This is a genomic window from Alteromonas sp. AWJ4_197 (assembly GCF_056160285.1).
Genome location: NZ_JBSWWW010000007.1, coordinates 399,878 through 419,639 on the forward strand (window position 1 = coordinate 399,878; position 19,762 = coordinate 419,639).

At 49.0% G+C, this 19,762-nt stretch carries 11 protein-coding genes; 6 read left to right on the forward strand and 5 right to left on the reverse strand.

Features of this window, described 5'->3' with window-relative positions:
- Nucleotides 1-42: 42 nt before the first annotated feature.
- The 3 genes from ACXAGC_RS17660 to ACXAGC_RS17670 all read right to left on the reverse strand — a co-directional run bounded on the left by ACXAGC_RS17660 (nucleotide 43) and on the right by ACXAGC_RS17670 (nucleotide 6,101).
- A complete protein-coding gene (locus tag ACXAGC_RS17660) occupies nucleotides 43-1,572 on the reverse strand; it encodes a tryptophan halogenase family protein (RefSeq protein ID WP_474845864.1) in 1,530 nt (509 codons plus the stop codon).
- Nucleotides 1,572-3,059, reverse strand: a complete 1,488-nt coding sequence (locus ACXAGC_RS17665) for a tryptophan halogenase family protein (protein WP_474845866.1) — start codon at nucleotides 3,057-3,059, stop codon at nucleotides 1,572-1,574. Before ACXAGC_RS17665 ends, ACXAGC_RS17660 begins: the two co-directional genes overlap by 1 nt.
- A 126-nt stretch (nucleotides 3,060-3,185) precedes the next feature.
- Nucleotides 3,186-6,101 carry a TonB-dependent receptor gene (locus tag ACXAGC_RS17670; RefSeq protein WP_474845868.1) on the reverse strand — a complete coding sequence of 972 codons (2,916 nt, stop codon included), beginning with the start codon at nucleotides 6,099-6,101 and terminating at the stop codon, nucleotides 3,186-3,188.
- A gap of 402 nt (nucleotides 6,102-6,503) precedes the next feature.
- Here ACXAGC_RS17670 and ACXAGC_RS17675 point away from each other — a divergent pair, with 402 nt between their 5' ends.
- The 3 genes from ACXAGC_RS17675 to ACXAGC_RS17685 are packed head-to-tail and all read left to right on the forward strand — an operon-like array spanning nucleotide 6,504 to nucleotide 11,528.
- Entirely contained in the window at nucleotides 6,504-8,354 is a 1,851-nt protein-coding gene (locus ACXAGC_RS17675) for a glycoside hydrolase family 13 protein (RefSeq protein ID WP_474845870.1), read from the forward strand.
- A 16-nt stretch (nucleotides 8,355-8,370) separates the two neighbouring features.
- Nucleotides 8,371-9,837 carry an MFS transporter gene (locus tag ACXAGC_RS17680; protein WP_474845872.1) on the forward strand — a complete coding sequence of 489 codons (1,467 nt, stop codon included), beginning with the start codon at nucleotides 8,371-8,373 and terminating at the stop codon, nucleotides 9,835-9,837.
- Entirely contained in the window at nucleotides 9,834-11,528 is a 1,695-nt protein-coding gene (locus ACXAGC_RS17685; RefSeq protein ID WP_474845874.1) for an alpha-amylase family glycosyl hydrolase, read from the forward strand. Before ACXAGC_RS17680 ends, ACXAGC_RS17685 begins: the two co-directional genes overlap by 4 nt.
- Nucleotides 11,529-11,572: 44 nt before the next feature.
- On the opposite strand, the gene ACXAGC_RS17690 is transcribed toward ACXAGC_RS17685, so the two are convergent.
- Nucleotides 11,573-12,604, reverse strand: coding sequence for a LacI family DNA-binding transcriptional regulator (locus tag ACXAGC_RS17690; RefSeq protein WP_474845876.1), 1,032 nt, complete (start codon nucleotides 12,602-12,604; stop codon nucleotides 11,573-11,575).
- Nucleotides 12,605-12,811: 207 nt separating this feature from the next.
- Here ACXAGC_RS17690 and glnS point away from each other — a divergent pair, with 207 nt between their 5' ends.
- Together glnS and ACXAGC_RS17700 are read left to right on the forward strand one after the other, a co-directional pair.
- The gene (gene glnS / locus ACXAGC_RS17695) at nucleotides 12,812-14,476 is read left to right on the forward strand and encodes a glutamine--tRNA ligase (RefSeq protein ID WP_474845878.1); all 1,665 of its coding nucleotides are present in this window, start codon (nucleotides 12,812-12,814) and stop codon (nucleotides 14,474-14,476) included.
- A gap of 121 nt (nucleotides 14,477-14,597) precedes the next feature.
- Nucleotides 14,598-15,506: a sialate O-acetylesterase gene (locus tag ACXAGC_RS17700; RefSeq protein ID WP_474845880.1), complete on the forward strand. Its 909-nt coding sequence runs from the start codon at nucleotides 14,598-14,600 to the stop codon at nucleotides 15,504-15,506.
- Between the two features lie 67 nt (nucleotides 15,507-15,573).
- Here the strand turns inward: ACXAGC_RS17700 and ACXAGC_RS17705 are convergent, their stop codons facing one another.
- On the reverse strand, nucleotides 15,574-16,320 hold the full coding sequence (locus tag ACXAGC_RS17705) for a YciK family oxidoreductase (protein WP_474845882.1): 747 nt from the start codon (nucleotides 16,318-16,320) through the stop codon (nucleotides 15,574-15,576).
- 304 nt (nucleotides 16,321-16,624) lie between these two features.
- Between ACXAGC_RS17705 and ACXAGC_RS17710 the strand changes: the two genes are divergently transcribed.
- Nucleotides 16,625-19,222, forward strand: a complete 2,598-nt coding sequence (locus ACXAGC_RS17710; protein ID WP_474845884.1) for a VolA/Pla-1 family phospholipase — start codon at nucleotides 16,625-16,627, stop codon at nucleotides 19,220-19,222.
- Nucleotides 19,223-19,762: the final 540 nt, after the last annotated feature.

The following is a 19,762-nucleotide window of genomic DNA, read 5'->3' on the forward strand; positions in this document are numbered from 1 at the left end:
GCACAAGTTCAGTTGTAATGTGTCTCCGCCTTTCAACAGTCTTTAGTATAGTGAGCTTTTAACTGCCGGGGATCTACGTGCAACCTCTTTAAGATACGCAGTGTGATCGGGGAAATTTAACAGACAGCCTTTAAAGAATGCCTCAGTATCATTGTCTTTGTAGAGATCACCCTGTCCGGGCTGCTGTTTAGCCAGCGGGGGAAAAATGCCGTATCCGGCGAGCAGGCAATGCCATGATGTAATGCCAAAGTGAGACTGAATGTTCTGCCGTTGAATTTCTGCCGGAAAATCGCCTTTCCGGTACCAGACATCCAGAAGTTGCAACAGAGATTCAGATAAAGCCATATTATTACGGTTATCCCGCCAGTATGCCGAATCGTCACGGGTATTGAGTTTGTAATGGGCGACGATGTAATCCCTTACTCTGGAAAACCTTTCAGTGACGTCTTTATTAAACTTGTCCTGTAAAGCGGGACTGAAGTTACCCTGTTCATAATCTTCCATGAAAAATTCGACGGACAGTTGCACCAGATGCAGCGCTGTGGCTTCAAGCGGTTCAATAAAACCCTGCGCCAGCCCCAGCGCCAGACAATTCTTGTGCCAGTGCTTTTCAACCTGACCAACACGCATAGACAGGAAACGCACATCACCTTCATTGTCCTGCACGGAAAGATGACGGCGAAGTTCAGCCTCTGCTTTATCGTCTGAGAGATGAGCTGAAGAAAAGACATAACCGTTTCCGATACGGCTACTCAAAGGGATAGACCACGCCCAGCCATTGCTGAGCGCCGTGGACGTTGTTTCCACAGGCAGTTGTGCCTGCGCCGTTGTGGCCAGTACCGCAGCCCTGTCGTTAAACAGGTTTTCACTGAATGAATTAAAGCGGATATCCAGTGTCTGTTGTAACAACAAAGAACGGAAGCCCGTACAGTCGATGAAAAAGTCACCTTCAACTATCTCGCCGGAGTGTAATGTCAGCGACGTAATATGGCCCGAAAGACTGGTAATGACATCGTCAATTTTCCCTTCAATGTGATTTACACCCAGGCTGACGGCATGGCGTTTCAGATATCGGCCCAGTAAGGCAGAATCAAAATGGTAACCATATTCGATACGAAAAGGGAACGAGGGTGGCGTCACCGGGGCTTTCCCTGCTCCGGCCAGCCACCCGTTCAGCAGAAAGTTTTCCGGGGTAACGTTCACGTCCAGACCCAGCCGGCGGTTGTGGCAATTCACATGAAAGGGGCGCTCGGTGAATGCATCCGGTTGAGAAATGAACGGGTGACTGTAACTGGCAGGCCCGTTTTGGGGACTCCAGCCTTTAAACCGGATATTCACCTTATAAGTGGCGTTGCAGGCTGGCATCCAGTCACTTTCCGCAATGTTCAGATCGCTGAAGAAGCGTTTCAATGTAGGGGTTGAACCTTCTCCTACGCCCACGGTGGCAATATCAGCTGATTCCACCAGCGTAATGCTCACCGGCTTATCACGCCAGTGGTGCGCCATGAGGCAGGCAGCAATCCAGCCGGCGGTGCCGCCACCGGCGATAACAATACGATGAGGCGCTGACATTATTGAGTAAACCGTTTGAGAAATTCATCATGGGGAAGCATCTGTGTAAGAGGCTGCTGTTTTGCCTGTAATACTTTTCCCATGACATCGAGTAATTGGGGGACGGTTTGTGTATTGGCTGCAGGATGATGATCCCGTGGCATGATCCCCTGGCCTGCCATGACCTGAAGCCAGGAAGCATCACGGAAGATATCGTTCTGTTCGTTAAAAATGGTGGCTGTATCTTTAAACGCGTTGATTTTCTGCTCCAGTCTCGCAGGAATGGACATGGTTTGCATATCCCGCCAGAATTCAGAGTCATCACGTTCATTTACCACATAATGCAAAATGATAAAGTCGCGGATGGTTTCAAATTCTTCCTTCGATTCCGCGTTATACATGGTTTCCATCGACGGATTAATTTCCCTGTGCGGAAACATCTTCAGTAACCTCACCAGACCGCTTTGGATAAGATGAATGCTGGTCGATTCCAGAGGTTCAAGGAACCCGCTGGACAAACCGATCCCGATCACATTTTTTGACCATTGCTTTACGGTCCGGCCAGTGCGGAAACTGATTTTCCGGGGTTCATCCAGTGCCGGCGTATCCAGGTTTGTCATCAGCAACTCCCTGGCTTTGTCATCGTCCATATATTTTGAACTGTACACCAGTCCATTACCGTTACGATGGGTGAGGGGGATACGCCATTGCCAGCCCGTTGAACGGGCGATGCTGCGGGTGAACGGAGCGGTATGCTCATGCCTTTGTGACGGCACTGCCCATGCTCTGTCAGCACATAACCAGTGAGACCAGTCCTCGTATTCTGTACCCAGCGTCTTTTGTAAAAGCAGGCCGCGCATGCCGGTGCAATCCAGAAATAAATCGCCGGCAATCTGCTCACCACTTTTTAACTGCAGTGCTTCCACAAAGCCCGTGGTTTCATTCTGCTTCACATGTTCAATCGTGCCTGCTGTGCGTTTTACGCCGGCGTTTTCTGCCATGCGTCTTAAGAACTGACCATACAGGGTGGCATCGAAATGATAAGCATAAGGCAATTGATACACCGGATTATCAGTCTGAATTTTATTAAATTTTCCTTCCAGACAAGCCATGTAATTAAGATCGAAATCCCACAATGACTGTGTCAGCCCGTTTTGTGCCGCCCGTAACCAGTAGTGCTGGAAGCCGACAAAGCCCAGCGTGGCGCCCGGTGCGCCGAATGTGTGGTAATAGCTGCTGCCTTCCTGCTTCCAGTTTTCAAAGCGGATAGCCAGCTTTACACTGGCGTGCGTTTCTTTAAGAAACGCTTTTTCATCCAGACCAAGATATTGATTAAAGGTTTGAATAGGGGGAATGGTTGCTTCACCGACACCGATGATGCCAATTTCTTCTGATTCAATCAGCTCTACTTCGATGTTGTCTGCGAGGACTTTCTTAAACAGAGCGGCTGCCATCCAGCCGGCGGTGCCTCCGCCGGCAATGACTAATTTGCGCACACCTGAGGTCATTCAGTAATCCGTTGATGCTATTGATATTAAATTTACTATAAACACTTTCGTAACCGTTTTTGTAGTAAAAGCTGCTACGAAAATATTTAAAAAGAAGGGCGGCAGTAAAGCTGCCGCCCGGATTGATTAATAGAAGGAGTAGTTGAAGTTCAGCATATAAGAAGGTCCGAACTCCCGTCTCAGGGTGACGAAACCATTCGAATCGCGGGTCTCTTCTTTTTCATCGGTCAGGTTCGTACCCTGCAAAGATATACGCAATCCTTCAAGGTATTCAATACCACTGCCCTCGAAGTCATAGCTGATTTGCGCATCCACCTGGGTAACCGCATCCCGTGTCGCACCTTCAATTTTGTTTGAACCGCCGCGCTGATAGGTGAAGAATTCACCCCGGTCTGTCGCAGCAACACGCACTTCAAAGCCATTCATTTCGTAATAGGCAGTCAAAGACGTAACTCTTTCTGACTGACCGGGCACCGGTGAGTCATCTTCCAGAGTCGCATCAATGTAAGTATAAGAAGCGGCGATACCAAAACCGTCCAGTACGTCACTCACCATACGCAGGGGTATCTGAGCGGTAACCTCAGCACCTTTTACGCTGCCGGTCAGACCATCTTCGAAGAATGAAAATGTACCTGTATCCGGTGGAGTGATGTAAGTGCCGGGCGCATAGACCGTGCCGTCCGGACCTACCAGCCCGTCGGCACCCACGGTTCTGTCATGGAATCCGGGAATGAAGTAATCTGCGCCATCATTGGTGGGGTCGTTGGTGAAATCTATAGTCAGGTTACCGTCACGCGTCCAGTTGACCAGGTCTTTATAGAATAACGCCACAGACACATAACCTTCATCTTCAAAGTAGTTCTCGAAAGACAGGTCATAGTTATTTGCTTCCAGAGGACGAAGACGGGGGTTACCCTGGAACTTGGACCATGGTGTGCCGTACTCGTCTACTGCCGCCTGAGTATTTGGAATAGCAATCAGGTTAATGTTCTGGTCGAATTTCACAAAGCCCGATGCTTTCATTTGATCGATACGGGCACGGCTGATGGTTTTATTGGCCGCAAAGCGAACAAACTGATTCTCGCCCACTTCAACAGAAACGTTCAGGCTGGGCAGGAAGTGATTGTAATCGTCAGAAATATCCTGCTCACAATCTGCGTCGATCACGCCGTTATCATCGCCGTCACACACTTTGAAGTTTGCGCCAACGACACCGATATAGCCGGTCGAGCGCTGATCGGTCTGAACGTACTGCGCACCGAAATTACCGGTGACAGGGAAATCACCGATTTCTGTTTCAAAATCAAATTTGGCAAACAGTGTGGTGACTTCTTCATACACTTTGTAGGTGTCGCCTAAACGGTCCGGCTCGAGCAGACCGGCATCATTTAATTCATACTCGCCGTCGTTATATGGCGCAAAACCGTCGTACGCTACTACATAGCCCATGCCAGCCCAGGTCAGATCTGCCAGACCGTTGTACAGGTATGAAGATGGAATTGATTCTGAATTCGGATAGCTTGAAGCAGTAGCAAAGAAGCCTTTGTTATCTTTTGACTTATAACGGTCGCTGTATGCAACACCCACATTAATCTGGTTCACAATGCCCCAGTCAACATAACCTTCTGTTTCAAGACGAACTGTTGTCAGCTCTTCTTCAAAATCTGCATAGTTCAGGAAGCCATCCTGCGCGTTGATGAAGGTATATGGTGTGCCGTCTGCACGAAGGACGTCAGTATCGAACTGATCGGCAAGCGCCGCCATACCGCCACCCCATTGCTGCGGGCCGGTAAGTTGTAACAGGTTAGGATCAGAGAATGCATCCAGGCCGGTTGAGCCGGTAAAGTAAATCCCGTCAGGTCCCATCACAAAATCACGGGTACGCTGATCGCCGGCAGCAATTTCAGCTCCGCTACGGGCAAGACCGGCGTAAGATTCACCGCGCAGGTCACGCTTACTGGAGCTGCTGTCAGCAACATCCAGTTTCACCGACCATTCATCATTCAGTTGATAATCAATGTTCAGGCCCACCGTCGTCAGTTCACCGTCTTTCTGTGCAGGGTCAGTACGCAAAACCGGATTCGCGTTTGTCTGGGTACCGGTAGAATTTGCACCACTGCCATTTAAAGAGCTGGCATCCAATTCGAATGGTTCGATGAAACCGCGGATCACACCGGAATCAGAGTAATCGATGCTAAGTACGTCTACCACAATGTCCAGATTGTCTGTGGGGCGCCACTGGAAGATTGCAGAAACGGTATCACGTTCCAGCACGCGGCTGATTGCCTGACTGTCAAGCCCGAAGGGCAGGGAAGCACCGTTGTTATCACCGTAACCCCACACTCCGTATTTTCTCTCGTTACGGGGAGACTCTGTGGTGGCCAGCGCGACAGCAATACCGACCGTGTCATCGGCGAATTTTTCTACAAAAGACAAGGCATAGCGTTTGCCCGTATTGTCGAATTCAGGGTTATCAGAGTCATTGCCACCCATTTCATACACACCGGTGAAGGTGAGTGTTTCCTGTGCAGCCAGCGGTCTGACTGTTTGTAGGTCAACTGTACCACCTATACCCTGGACCAGAAGGGATGCATCGGTGGTTTTATAAATCGTGGCACCGGTCATAATTTCTGAAGGATACAAATCATATTCAACACCACGGTTGTCACCGATGCCGATAAGCTCACGGCCGTTTAATGATGTACCGACAAAGTCTTCTTTGAAACCACGGACTGAAATACCTGATGTACGGCCACCTACACGTTCACCGGCCATACCGGGTAATCTTGCCAGCGATTCTGCAATGGATGAATCAGGTAGCTTACCAATGTCTTCAGCAGAAATAGCTTCCACAATAGACGAGTTGTCCATTTTAATGGCCTGCGCCCGCATCAGAGACCCGCGAATACCTTTTACCGCGATAACCTCAAAATCCTTAGCTTCTTCATTATCTGTTTGTTGTGCCAGGATGACACCGGGGAAAAGTGCAGAGCTGACTGCCAGGGTCAGTAGTGCAGGTTTAAATAACTGTTTTTTGGTCATTTTTGTGTGCCCTTTCTCATTAACATGAATGTGCGCTTATGCAACATTAAATTAACAATAGTTTGGTTTTTACAGAACATCAAGTGAAAAACACAAAATTACTTAATCAATTAAGATTGGTGAGGATTAACAAATTTCTGTAATCCGGTCCGGAATGTAAAACCCGCTTAATTGATTCAGCGACGCGCCGGATGCTGAAATCTCAACCATGTCGCCGCCTGCAACGACAATGCAGCGTTCTGATATTCTGAAAGTTCACCGCGCTTTCAAAAGCATAGACGCTTTTAGTGAAATGCGCTGAATACGTATGCAGAACATTGGCGCAGTCCGGGCATCCGGTTACTATCCCAAAAAGTTTAACGAAACATTAACAGCGCTTGTTAAAAAGCCGGAAGTATTACAATGAAAAAAGCAGCAACGGTGTGCGGAGCCGTACTGGCAGCAAACTTACTCTGTATACCTGCTTACGGTGTATCAGTGTCACCACCGGACTGGTGGGTGAACATGGCCGACTCCCGTTTGCAACTGATGATCCGGGATAAAGATCTGGGCAAAGCAAATGTAAAAACCCGTTACCCGGGCGTTCACGTTGATAGTGTCCACCGGCCTTCAAATGCAGATTATATTTTTGTCGATCTCACGTTGTCAGACAACGTAAAACCGGGCGTCATTCCGTTTGAAATCACCAAAGAAAACGGCGGACGGGTGTTTTTCTCATATGTGTTGCATGAGCGTAAAAAGGGTTCAGCACAACGACAGGGCTATTCCGGAAAAGACACGATCTATCTGCTCACTCCAGACCGGTTCGCTAACGGCGACGAATCCAATGATTCTCTTGAAAACTACACAGATAAACTAAACCGTGAAGAAGCCGGAGGCAGGCACGGTGGAGATATTCAGGGGATTATTGATCACCTGGACTATCTGTCAGACATGGGGTTTACGCAGATATGGAGTATGCCATTGCTGGAAAATGCCATGGACAGTTATTCTTATCATGGCTATGCCATCACTGACTACTATCAGATTGACCCGCGATACGGTTCAAATGACCTTTATAGGACGCTGAGCGAGCGTGCAGCAGAGCAGGGGATCGGTGTGATCATGGATATGGTGTTGAATCATATCGGCAGCGGACACCCCTGGACAACCTCGCCCCCTGATAAAGATTGGATCCACCACGACGGCAATTTTTCTGCCACCACGCATATCCGTGAAACTCTGCATGATCCTCACGGTGCAAAAGCCGACAGACTGGCATTCAGTGACGGCTGGTTCGTTCCGTCAATGCCGGACTTAAATCAGCATAATCCCTATCTCGCTAAATATCTGATTCAAAATGCTGTCTGGTGGGTGGAGTATGCCGGTTTAAGCGGTATTCGCGTGGACACTTATTCCTATTCCGATAAGGACTTCCTGTCTGCCTGGACAGCCAGGCTGATGAAGGAATATCCGTCGCTGAATATTGTCGGGGAAGAATGGTCGGTGAATCCGGTAATTACCTCTTACTGGCAGTCCGGCACCCTCAGACAGGACGGTTATGAATCTTCGCTACCGTCAGTGATGGATTTTCCTCTTCAACACACCCTTGTCTCTGCCCTGAAAGAAGAAGAATCGTGGGGAAGCGGGCTGAAAAAATTGTACGAGTTACTCGCCGGGGATTTTATCTACGGTGATGCCGGTAACCTGGTGGTATTTGCAGATAACCATGATATGAGCCGGATCTACACACAACTGGATCAGGATATGGCGCTGTGGAAAATGGCCATGACAGTGGTGCTGACAACGCGGGGTATTCCGCAGGTATTCTACGGCACTGAAATTCTGATGGATAATGCGGGCACCGAAGATCATGGCATTATTCGCAGTGATTTCCCGGGCGGCTGGCCGGGAGATGAGTCACCGGCATTTTCTTATGAAAGCGACAGTGCCCGCTCTGTGGAAGCACAGCAATTTATCCGTCAGCTTTTACACATCAGAAAGCAGTATCCGTTACTTTTCGAAGGACAGCTCACGCAGTACGTACCGGAAGACGGCACTTACGTTTATTTCCGGCATAACAGGAAAACGGATACGCAAATTATGGTGGTAATTAACAAAAACGATAAAAAGGACGTAAACTTACAGCGTTTCAGTGAGCGCATGGCTGGTGTAAAAACGTTACAGCAGGCCGGTGACGATGAAATAATGGCAGCCGGAAACTCCTTGTCAGTGCCTGAGCACAGCGCAACGGTGTGGATCCTGAATCAATAATAATAACGGACAGAATATGAATAACAAACAGCCTGTATTACCGTTCTGGCAAGTCTGGAATGTCAGTTTTGGCTTTCTCGGCGTACAGTTTGGTTTCGCTCTGCAAAATGCCAACGTCAGCCGCATTTTATCTGATCTCGGTGCAGACCTTCATTCGCTGGCATTGTTCTGGCTGGTGGCGCCAGTGATGGGGTTGATCATACAGCCCGTGGTCGGCAGTGCGTCTGACCGTACATGGAATCGCCTTGGCCGACGCCGTCCATACATTCTCGCCGGTGCCTTTGCCGCCGGCCTGGGTATGATCCTGATGCCGAATGCTCCCTTATTTGTCACCATCATGGCGCCTATGTTATTCGGTGCATTGATGCTGGCATTGATGGACGCCTCCTTCAATGTTTGCTTTCAGCCATTCCGTTCTCTGGTATCGGATATGGTGCCAGCCAGCCAGCGCAACCTGGGTTACTCGGTGCAGTCATTACTGATCAACATTGGCGCAGTTATCGGCTCAATTCTTCCATTCCTTCTGACTAATGTGGCGGGTCTTAATAATACCGCGTCGCCCGGACAGGTGGCTCCGTCGGTGATTTGGGCATTCTATATTGGCGCTACCGTATTGCTTGGCTCAGTACTCTGGACGGTGTTTCGCACTAAAGAATACGCGCCGTCAGATTACGCCCGCTATAAAGGATTGCAGACAGATTCTGAAGACAAAACGGAGAAAACCGGATTCTTCAAACTTGTGGCCACCATGCCCGCCACGATGAAACAACTTGCAGTGGTGCAGTTTTTCTCCTGGTTTGCGTTGTACATCATGTGGGTTTACACCATGCCGGCTATCACCCAGCATATCTGGGGAGTGGATAAACAGTGGTTTGATCCAGCATTTATTGCTGCTGCGGGTACTGTGCCTGCTGATGTCATTGCTGCGAAAGGTGCGGCCGGTGACTGGGTAGGTATTCTTTTTGCCGCATACAGTGTGTTTGCCGCCGTATTTTCCGTGTTTCTTGCCCGCCTTGCAGATACATTTGGCCGCAAAACCGTTTATGCCTCTTCACTGGTTTTAGGGGGACTGGGTTATATCAGTTTCCTGATATCCGGAGACATCAGTCCGGTACACGTGAATTTACTTATTACAGACGTCACGGTACCACAGGGCGCAGTCAACCTGGTGTTTCCCATGATCGGAGTAGGAATTGCCTGGGCTGCTATTCTGGCTATGCCTTATGCCATGCTGGCCGGCGCACTTCCTGCAGATAAAACCGGTGTGTATATGGGCATATTTAACTTCACAGTAGCCATTCCGCAGATCGTTGCAGGACTCACAGCAGGCTGGATACTGAGCAGGGTATTTGAAAACACCGCCATCAATATCATTGTGGTGGCCGGTGTTTCCATGCTTTGCGCAGCAGTGGCGGTATTTTTTGTTAAAGAAAAAGAAATCCATGCCGTCGCCTCACAGAATACGGCAGGAGAATTACAATGAGAATAAGCCACACAATGTATGCGATTGCCAGCGTATTAACCCTCAGCGGGTGTGAAAATACGCCAGATTCTTCCCTGTCAGATGGGATGCCGGAAAGTACAAACACACCCTTTATAAGGGGTACTGCAGAGCCGTTCAGTGCTGAAGCCGTTTACTTCATTATGACTGACCGTTTTGTCGACGGTGATAAACAAAACAATTATGAAACTCAGGGCGGTGATCACCCCAGCTGGAATTTGCCTCTTAATGGTCCCGACGGTGCAACAGCTAACGTAGGCTACATGGGCGGTGACTTGCAGGGTGTGGTCAACAATATTGATTTCATCAAAGATATGGGTTTTACCGCTGTGTGGTTAACACCTGTAGTCGATAACCCGGATCAGGCATTTACCGGCAGTGAACCTATTACGTTCGGTGGCCAGTTTAAAGATGGGGGTAAAACCGGTTACCACGGCTATTGGGCCACCAATTTCTATCAGCCCGATGAACATCTGATCAGTGCCAGCTTGTCGGTCAAAGACTATACCACTGCCATGCATGATGCCGGCCTCAAGACCGTGTTTGATATTGTCGCCAATCACGGCTCTCCCAGTTTTTCTATGCCACAGGATCAACCGGGATTCGGTGAAATTTATGATGCACAGGGAAAGCTGGTGGCCGATCATAGTAATACGCTGCCATCTGAACTGGATACCACTCAGCCTTTGCAGGCATTTTTCCACGACTACCCGGATCTGGTAGAGCTGTCTAATCTCGATGAGTCAAATCCGGACGTTCAGGATTACCTGATTAATTCTTATCTTTACTGGATAGAGCAGGGCGCTGATGCATTCCGGATCGATACTATCCGGCATGTGCCTCATCATTTCTGGCGCACGATGTCTGACCGCATACGTGCAGAACATCCCGGTTTCTTTATGTTCGGGGAGAGTTTTCAGTATGATGCGAACTTTATTGCCCAGCATACGCTGCCCAAAAACGGCAGTATCAGCGTGCTGGATTTCCCCATGCAAAAGGCTATGGTCAGCGTATTCGGGACTGAAAATGCAGGATTCGAAACGTTAAGCGGCGCACTGCATCTTACCCACGGGCCTTATCATAATCCCTATGATCTGACGACTTTTTACGATAATCACGATATGCCGCGGATGAATGCTTCGGATGACGGCTTTATTGATGCCCATAACTGGCTGTTTACTTCACGGGGTATACCGGTGGTTTATCAGGGCTCAGAGACCGGCTTTATGCGCGGCACAGCAGAGCACAGCGGAAACCGTAACTATTACGGACAAGACAATGTGGATAAGGCGCCGCAGCACCGTATCTATCAGTCTCTGTCTGCTATTGCTCATGTTCGTAAAGCCACACCGGCATTACAGCGTGGCTTACAAACCATGCTCGAACTGAATGGTGAAAAGGCCGCCTTCTACCGTGTTGTACAGGATGACAGCGCAAAACAGACAGCCCTTGTACTGTTGAATAAAGGTGATACACCAGTTTCTTTTGAGATAGCAGAGTACATGCAAAACGGACGCTGGAGTGAACAACTAAGTGGCAGTGAAAAGGAAGTGAACAACCGCGTTTTAACCAGCGAAGTCAGAGCCCACAGTGTACAGGTCTGGTTGCGGGATGGTCCGCTCAGTGATGACAATTTTATTCAGCATCTGTATGAGCAGATAGCGAATCAGTGATGACACAGGGGGTTGCAAAGGCAACCCCCTTTTCTTTTAGATTTTCAGTATTTTTTTCCGCCACAGGACTCGCGGATGATGAGCTCTGCAGACATCAGAAAATCACTGACGATTTGTTTATTAATCGCCTTAAGCAGGCTGGTAACCAGCAATTTGCCGGCTAGCCGGGTATCCTGTTGCACGGTGGTCAGGGCCGGCGTAGTAAAAGCGGAGATACTGATGTTGTCGTAGCCGGTGACGGCGATGTCCTGCGGTACCCTGTATGGCGTTTCTTTCAGCGCCTGTAACACACCGGTAGCAATCAGATCTGATGCACACACCACGGCGTCAGGCTTTTGTTCAGAATGAAGAATTTTACGGATAGCCTGCGCACCGGCTTCTTCAGTAGAGTTTGCATCAATACGGATAAAGTCACCGGCATTAATGCCGGCGTCTTTTAATGCCTGTGTGTAACCCTGATAGCGGGCCAGGAATTCCGGCGCATGTCCGCCTGCATCACCGATAAACGCAAACCGGCGGTGTCCATTTTTCACCAGGTGGGTGGTGAGATCATATCCGCCCTGAAAGTTATCACAGCCGATGCTGATACCGGGATGATCTGCATCTTTAGCCCCCCAGCGCACAAAATGGGTGCCCTGATTTTCCAGCTGGGCCAGTTTGTCCCGCCAGGCGGTGTAATCTCCGTAACCGAGCAGAATGATACCGTCAGCTTTTTTCGAGTCTTCAAACTCAGCGTGCCAGTCATCGTCCAGATTCTGAAAAGACACCAGCAAATCGTAACCGGCGGCAGAACTCGCCCTTGTTATGCTTCCCAGCATGTTCAGGAAAAACGGGTTTATCATTGAGTCGTCAGACGTAGGATCTTCAAACAGCAGTAAAGCAATTGTATTGCTTTTCTGTTTACGCAGGTTGCTAGCGTTTTTGTCTACTTTGTAGTTCAGTTCTTTGGCAATACGCTGCACCCGCTCGCGGGTTTCTTTATTTACCAGCGGGCTGTTACTGAGCGCCCTTGAGACCGTGGACTGGGATACGCCGGCCAGGTGAGCAATATCAAAAGACGTGGCTTTTTCTTTCATGCCTGTTACTGAAAGGGTTTAAAGTGGTTATGTTACCATACTTAACGCTGATAAGTGTCTGAGTTAATTGCCCGGACAGCGGTTTTCGTTGTAAATTTAGCCGTTCGGGCAGGGCGATTTCAATTAATCATAGTGACCGGCCGGGCAACCGGTTATACTCGGCGATTATTATGTCAGAACAGATTTTCATTTAAGGGGAAAGGGCGAATGGCGGAAACGGAACATCATCCGACCAATTTTATCCGGCAGATTATTGAAAAAGATCTTGCTGCAGGTGTTCATGATTCTATAAAAACACGTTTCCCACCGGAACCGAACGGTTTTTTACACATTGGACATGCGAAGTCTATTTGTCTGAATTTTGGTGTAGCCAGTGATTACAACGGTACGTGTAATCTGCGCTTTGATGACACCAACCCTGCCAAAGAAGATATCGCTTACGTCAATTCCATCAAGGAAGACGTAAACTGGTTGGGTTTCCAGTGGAATGGTGATGCCCGTTATTCATCGGATTACTTCGATTTGCTGCATGGCTATGCGATGGAGCTTATTGATAAAGGTCTGGCTTATGTGGATTTCTCCAGCCAGGAAACCATGCGTGAACTGCGCGGGACACTGACAGAACCCGGTAAAAACAGTCCTTACCGTGATACCGATCCTGCGACCAACCGTGCAGAATTTGAGAAAATGACTGCCGGTGAGTATGCGGAAGGCCAGTGTTCACTGCGTGCAAAAATTGACATGACATCCCCGTTCATGTGTATGCGGGATCCGGTGATCTACCGGGTGAAATTCGCACACCATCACCAGACCGGTGAGAAATGGTGCGTTTATCCCATGTACGATTTCACCCACTGTATCTCAGACGCCATCGAGGGGATCACCCACTCTCTGTGTACACTGGAATTCCAGGATAACCGCAGACTCTATGACTGGGTGATTGAGAATATTTCAATCGAATGCACACCCCGTCAGTATGAATTCTCCCGGCTGAATCTGGAATACACGGTGTTGAGTAAACGCCGTCTTATTCAACTGGTAGAAGAAAATCACGTGAGCGGCTGGGATGATCCCAGAATGCCTACCATAGCCGGTTTGCGCCGCAGAGGCTATACGCCTGCGTCTGTGCGTGAATTTTGTAAGCGTATCGGCGTAACCAAAATGGATAACATGGTGGAAATGGGCATGCTGGAAGCCTGTATCCGCGATGACCTGAACGTTAACGCTCCCCGTGCAATGGCCGTTCTTGACCCGGTTAAACTGGTTATTGAAAATTACCCTGAAGGTGAGTCTGAATCATTGCAGGCACCTAATCATCCGAATGATGAATCTATGGGCAGCCGCACAATTCCTTTCAGCCGCGAAGCGTGGATTGAAGCGGAAGACTTCCGTGAAGAAGCGAATAAAAAGTTTAAGCGTCTGGTACTCGGCAAAGAAGTGCGTTTACGTAATGCTTATGTGGTAAAAGCTGAACGGGTCGAAAAAGATGCGGATGGTAATATCACTACCATTTTCTGCACTTATGACGATGAAACCCTGGGTAAAGATCCTGCTGATGGCCGCAAGGTTAAAGGTGTGATCCACTGGGTTGATGCCAATGCCGGTGTCAAAGCCGAATTCCGCTTGTACGACCGTCTGTTTAACGTACCGAATCCGGCAGCGGAAGAGAATTTTACAGATGCCATTAATCCTGCTTCTCTTGAAGTGAAATCCGGTTTCGTTGAACCGGGATTAACGGAAAATCCGGTAGCCGGAGGCTGGCAGTTTGAGCGCACCGGTTACTTCTGTCTGGATAAAGATTCATCTGATACCCTCAGTGTGTTTAACCGCACAGTAGGACTTCGGGATTCCTGGGCTAAGATTGCTGATTAGTCCTGATAAAGTTTCTTATATAAAACCGCAGTTTATCTGCGGTTTTTTTATGCATATTTCTCATTGATGCTGACCGTAGTGTTGCGTAATCTGTAAAAAACAGTTCATAACAGGGAACATCATGAAACGGGGAATTCTGGCACTCACTTCACTTTTGTCTTTCTCAGCTATGCCGGCAACCTTTCTGGTGTACTTTCTCGGCGGACAATCCAATATGCAGGGATACGGCGTCAGTAAAGATCTTGAACCTCTCTACAGTAAACCTGCTGACAATATTTATATGTTTGCCGGCAATGCGGTTTTAGATGATGACCTTTCAGGCGGTAAAGGTGTCTGGGCACCGCTGCAGCCCGGTACGGGTAAGGGTTTTAAATCTAATGGCCGCGTGAGCCTGTACAGTGACAAGTTCGGTCCGGAAGTTTCATTTGGTCATCAACTCTATTCACTGAACAATAACCAGCCCTTTGCCATTATAAAGTACGCCAAAGGAGGTTCGGCGATTGCTGAAGGGATTGGCCACGGCAGCTGGTATCCTTTCTATAAGAAGAACACCGGCGTTAACCAGTTCGACCACTTCCTCACGACTATCCGCAATGCATTTTCTCCTGTTGATATCGATCTTGACGGTGAAGTTGATAACCTGGTACCGGCTGGTATTGTGTGGATGCAGGGTGAGTCTGATGCGGCAGAAACGAAAGAGATTGCAGAGGCGTATCAGGCAAATTTAAAAGAGTTGATGGCACTGATAAGAGCGGCCTTACGAGATGATGATTTACCTGTCGTGATTGGAAAAATTACCGATTCGGGTATGGATGAAGCAGACGGCATGAGGATGAATTATCATAAAATTGTTCAGCAGGGACAGAAGGCTTTTGTGGAAAATGATGTGTGTGCGGCGTATGTGACAACTCTGGAAAAAGAAACGCATCTGGATGACGGTTGGCACTATCAAAGTGAAGGATATGTGCATCTGGGTGAGGAATTCGCAGCTGCCATGCTTAAATTGCAGCAAACCTGTGGTCAACGTTAAACGATGGATGGCGCATGGAAAACGGGGAGCCTAACGCTCCCCGTTTTATATTTACAGGCAATAAACCTTACTTCGGCTGACAGTCAATTGACTGGCCATTCACATTCAGACTGTCATCACCCATCAGATACAGATATGCCGGCATCAAATCAGCCGGTGTTTTTAATGTGTCAGGATTTTCTGCGGGGTAAGCACTGGCGCGCATGGCGGTGCGGGTAGCGCCCGGGTTAATGCAATTAAATCGCAGGCCACGGTTTTCAAATTCGGATGCCAGCACCTGCATCATACCTTCGGTGGCAAATTTAGAGACGGCATAGGTGCCCCAGAACGCACGGCCTTTTTTCCCGACGCCTGAGCTGGTAAAAATAACCGAAGCAGAAGGCGCTTTACGCAGTACGGGGATCAGCGCCTGCGTCATCAGCGCAGCACTGTTTACGTTAACCTGCATAACATCCATCCATTCCTGCTCAGGAATATCGCCGAAGGCACTTAAGTGGCCAAGCATTGATGCATTGTGCAGTACACCATCAAGTTTTCCGAACTGGTCAGTAATGGTTTGCGCCATGTCCTGATAGTTTTTCAGTGTTGCACCCTTCAAATCAAGAGGGACAATGGCGGGCTGTGGTCCGCCTTTTTCTACTATACGGTCGTAGACCTGTTCCAGCTTTGAGACGGTTTTACCTAATAAAATACAGGTAGCCCCGTAAGCTGCAAACGTCGTGGCAGCTTCTGCACCAATTCCGGCGCCGGCACCGGTGATGAGTATGGTTTTTTCTTCGAGAAGTCCGGCAGGTGCCTGGTAGAGATTCGGCATAGGGTCTAACCTTGATCTGTTAACTATGGGCAAAGTGAGGCTTGATGATACTCAGCTCCCGGTGGTTGTAAATATCTAGCCCTATAATTCTCAACAGATTTTAGTGGCGTAAAATTAATTTACGAAAAGTTAACAAACCTTTGCAAAATTCGGGTAATGACCATAATATTAAGCTACAACCAACTGGTCATACTTGTTTGAAATGTGTGTTTCCACTTGTCATCAGGTGGATTGAAACAAGCATTTACATTGCCTTGACTGTAAAACAGACAATAACAACAAAGCCTTTTATTAGGGAGAAAAAATGAGAAAACTCTTTATCAGTACCAGTGTTGCTCTGGCACTGGGTTTAACGGGTTGCGGTGGCTCCAACGAAACGCTGGAGGACATTGAGTCCGGAACGCCCGTTCAGAAGCCTTTCTCTCGTGTCGTTTTTGATCCGTCTAACGGCGTGCTTAACATACCTAACGATCTGCTCATGCTGCCGGGTGATGACGGCTTCTTCGACTATACACTGAACATTCCGGTAGATGACCCGACAGATTTTACTGATCCGCAAAACGCACTCAACGTGCTGGACGGCTGGTCAACCCAACATCCTTTTGTTATCGACGTGACAACACCGTCAGGGGTAACACTGGATGAGTCAACATTATCTGCTGGTGTCATGCTGTACGAAGCAACGCTGGGGCTTGACCAGAGTGATCCTGATTGTGCGGGGGCCGCAATACCGTCCTCCGGTTGTAAAGTCGGTAACCAGTTACAGTACGGCACTGATTTTGTGCTTTCGCTGGTGGACGGCGATACTATTTCCGTTGTTCCCCTGAAGCCATTGAAACCGGCACACGGCTATATGCTGGTGATGACAACAGATTTGAAAGACAGTGAGGGGAACGGCGTAATGGGTTCCACATCATGGGAACTGGCTCGTCAGGACATCAATACATTACCGCTTTCTTCCGACGCTCAGTTGCAGTTGCAAACGCTGGTCAACTCGCTGGTCGATCCCCTGATTGAAATGGGCTATGACCGTGAAGACATTTCCTATGTCTCTGCTTTCACAACCCAGAGCACAGACATCGCTCTGCAATCATTGAAAAAAGTGATGGTGGCTGAATTTGCTGCCCGTTTTGCCGCAGGTGACCCTACAGCGGCTACCGCGCTGCCGGTTATTACTGTAAACGATCCCGAAGGTGCCACCAATGCGATGGAAGCTTTGGATCTGGTTGATGATGCAACCCTTGCCGGAGCGGTTCAACTGGGAATCAATGCCTTACCGGAGTCCGCCGCAGCATTCATTCCAACTATTGAAGCCACACTGGATGCCGGAGGTTTCGCACCGTTACAAACCTGCGCCGGATTGCTGGGTACTGTGTCAGGTCAGCTGTCCGCTACCTGGGGCGGATTAAATGATTTCGCCGTGGGTGTCTCTACCGGCATTCTTGCTCAGGCAGGCCCGTTCTGCGCTGCGTCTCATTATGAAGGTTCTGTGTCATTGCCGTATTATCTGCCTGTACCTTCGGCCGAAAACCCGCTGGCACCGACTACCGGTTTCTGGGAAGCGGCCTGTGACAGCGGTATTGTACTGGCGGGTGCACCTGATGAGGTACTTGCTTCGGCTACGCCCGGTCCGAACTTTACATTGTGTGATCAGCTAGGCCTTGCTGATTTACGCATCGGTGAAGCGATGCTGGACTCAGCCCGCAATATCACAAAATTCAACCCTGTACCGCAAACTCAGGCCGTTCCTTCACTGGATGTGCAGGTAACCGTGCCCAATGCTACCGTAGCCGGAGCGTTAGGTTTCCCCATCGCTCAGCCTGAAGCCGGCTGGCCTGTGGCTATTTTGATGCACGGTATCACCAGTAAAAAAGAAGATATGCTGGCGATTACCGGGGCGCTGTCACTAGCGGGAATAGCCACCGTCGCCATTGACCACCCGCTTCATGGTAGTCGTGGTTTTGACGTGAATGGTGACGGTACCGACGACATCAATGCGACTACGGTCAGCGCGACTCATTACATGAATCTGCAATCACTGCCAACTGCACGGGATAACGTCCGTCAGAGTGTTTCTGATATGCTGGGATTACGTCTTGGTCTGAACGCAGTGAACGATCAGACAACCGGCGGCGCAGCATCGTTTGACTTAAGCCGTGTTTACTTCATGGGCGTGTCTTTAGGTGCGATTACCGGGGCTGAATTTGCCGCAGTAACTAACAGCACAATGGGTGACGAACTGGCAGCGCTGGACGGCATGTATAGCGTGCAGGCAGCATCTCTGGAGTCTCCGGGAGGCGGTCTGGCTCAGTTCCTGATTGAGTCGCCAACCTTTGGTCCTCTGATCCAGGGGCTGTTGTTATCTCAGTCTTCCGAAGAGTTTCAGGCGTTGTTAGTGCAATTGTACGAAACAACTGATGTCACTCAGGCGCAGCTTGTTGCCGCGGTGGAAGTGTTCCTTGCGAACCTCACTGATGCACAGATGGCGGAAGTGCAGTCTGTACTGAATCAATTCGCGTTCGCCGCGCAGACGGTTCTGGATGAAGGTGATGCAAACAACTATGCCGCTACACTGGCGTCAAACACGCCGGTACATATGATGACTGTGGTGGGTGACGGTGCGGATAATTTACCGGATCAGGTGATTCCGGTATCTACAGCGCTGCCACTGGCTGGTCAGCTGCCATTTTCAGCCTTAGCCGGACTGGAGCAGGTCAGCAGCACTGCCACCGGCGATCCGGTAAGCGGTATTGTACTGTTCACAGAAGGTGCTCATGCATCCAGCCTGAGCCCGGAAGCCAGTGCTGCGGCTACCACTGAAATGCAAAAAGAAGTGGCGGGTTACATGTCTACGGGTGCAACAGTACTGCCCGTTACCGATACTTCAGTGGTGCAAAACTAACTTCACAGCGACGTAATCGTCGGCTGTCAGCAAAGACCCCCTGCGAAAGAAGTTTTCTCAGGGGGTCTTTTTATATAGTTTTATCTTAGTTAACTGGTTTGATTAAGAACAAGGCTATGAGAGATGCGCAGACGATAATTCCTTTAAGTGCCAATGGTATTGGCAATAACCCTGAAATCGCTGCAATGGCCCCGACGGCGCAAACCTGGAAAAAGGATCTATGCGTTTTCATGTAATATTTTCTATTTTTTTCTTAGCTCCAGGGTTCTTTGCTCATAAAGACAGATTAACCAGTATCAGAACGAAATGAAGCTGATCTGAAGACGGTAAATAATGCTAAATTCGGGCCGTTACAGATATAGCATATCGATATTTTTAAACGGTTTAATCAGCACAAATGCATTAATTTCCGTATCGCACGGGCCAGATGAATCCAGCTGTCGTCAGCGTGCGTAAACGCTGCTACACTATGCCGCTGTTTAAAGGGCATTTTTTAATCATATGTCCTGGTCTGGCATGACGATACTTGCCGCACAGAAT

What these genes read in the sequence shown, in the direction of transcription:
- ACXAGC_RS17705 (WP_474845882.1), bottom strand. Translation starts at nt 16,320, where the DNA reads ATGCCGAATCTCTACCAGGCACCTGCCGGACTTCTCGAAGAAAAAACC.
- ACXAGC_RS17690 (WP_474845876.1), bottom strand. Translation starts at nt 12,604, where the DNA reads ATGAAAGAAAAAGCCACGTCTTTTGATATTGCTCACCTGGCCGGCGTA.
- ACXAGC_RS17710 (WP_474845884.1), top strand. Translation starts at nt 16,625, where the DNA reads ATGAGAAAACTCTTTATCAGTACCAGTGTTGCTCTGGCACTGGGTTTA.
- ACXAGC_RS17665 (WP_474845866.1), bottom strand. Translation starts at nt 3,059, where the DNA reads ATGACCTCAGGTGTGCGCAAATTAGTCATTGCCGGCGGAGGCACCGCC.
- ACXAGC_RS17680 (WP_474845872.1), top strand. Translation starts at nt 8,371, where the DNA reads ATGAATAACAAACAGCCTGTATTACCGTTCTGGCAAGTCTGGAATGTC.
- ACXAGC_RS17685 (WP_474845874.1), top strand. Translation starts at nt 9,834, where the DNA reads ATGAGAATAAGCCACACAATGTATGCGATTGCCAGCGTATTAACCCTC.
- ACXAGC_RS17660 (WP_474845864.1), bottom strand. Translation starts at nt 1,572, where the DNA reads ATGTCAGCGCCTCATCGTATTGTTATCGCCGGTGGCGGCACCGCCGGC.
- glnS (WP_474845878.1), top strand. Translation starts at nt 12,812, where the DNA reads ATGGCGGAAACGGAACATCATCCGACCAATTTTATCCGGCAGATTATT.
- ACXAGC_RS17670 (WP_474845868.1), bottom strand. Translation starts at nt 6,101, where the DNA reads ATGACCAAAAAACAGTTATTTAAACCTGCACTACTGACCCTGGCAGTC.
- ACXAGC_RS17675 (WP_474845870.1), top strand. Translation starts at nt 6,504, where the DNA reads ATGAAAAAAGCAGCAACGGTGTGCGGAGCCGTACTGGCAGCAAACTTA.
- ACXAGC_RS17700 (WP_474845880.1), top strand. Translation starts at nt 14,598, where the DNA reads ATGAAACGGGGAATTCTGGCACTCACTTCACTTTTGTCTTTCTCAGCT.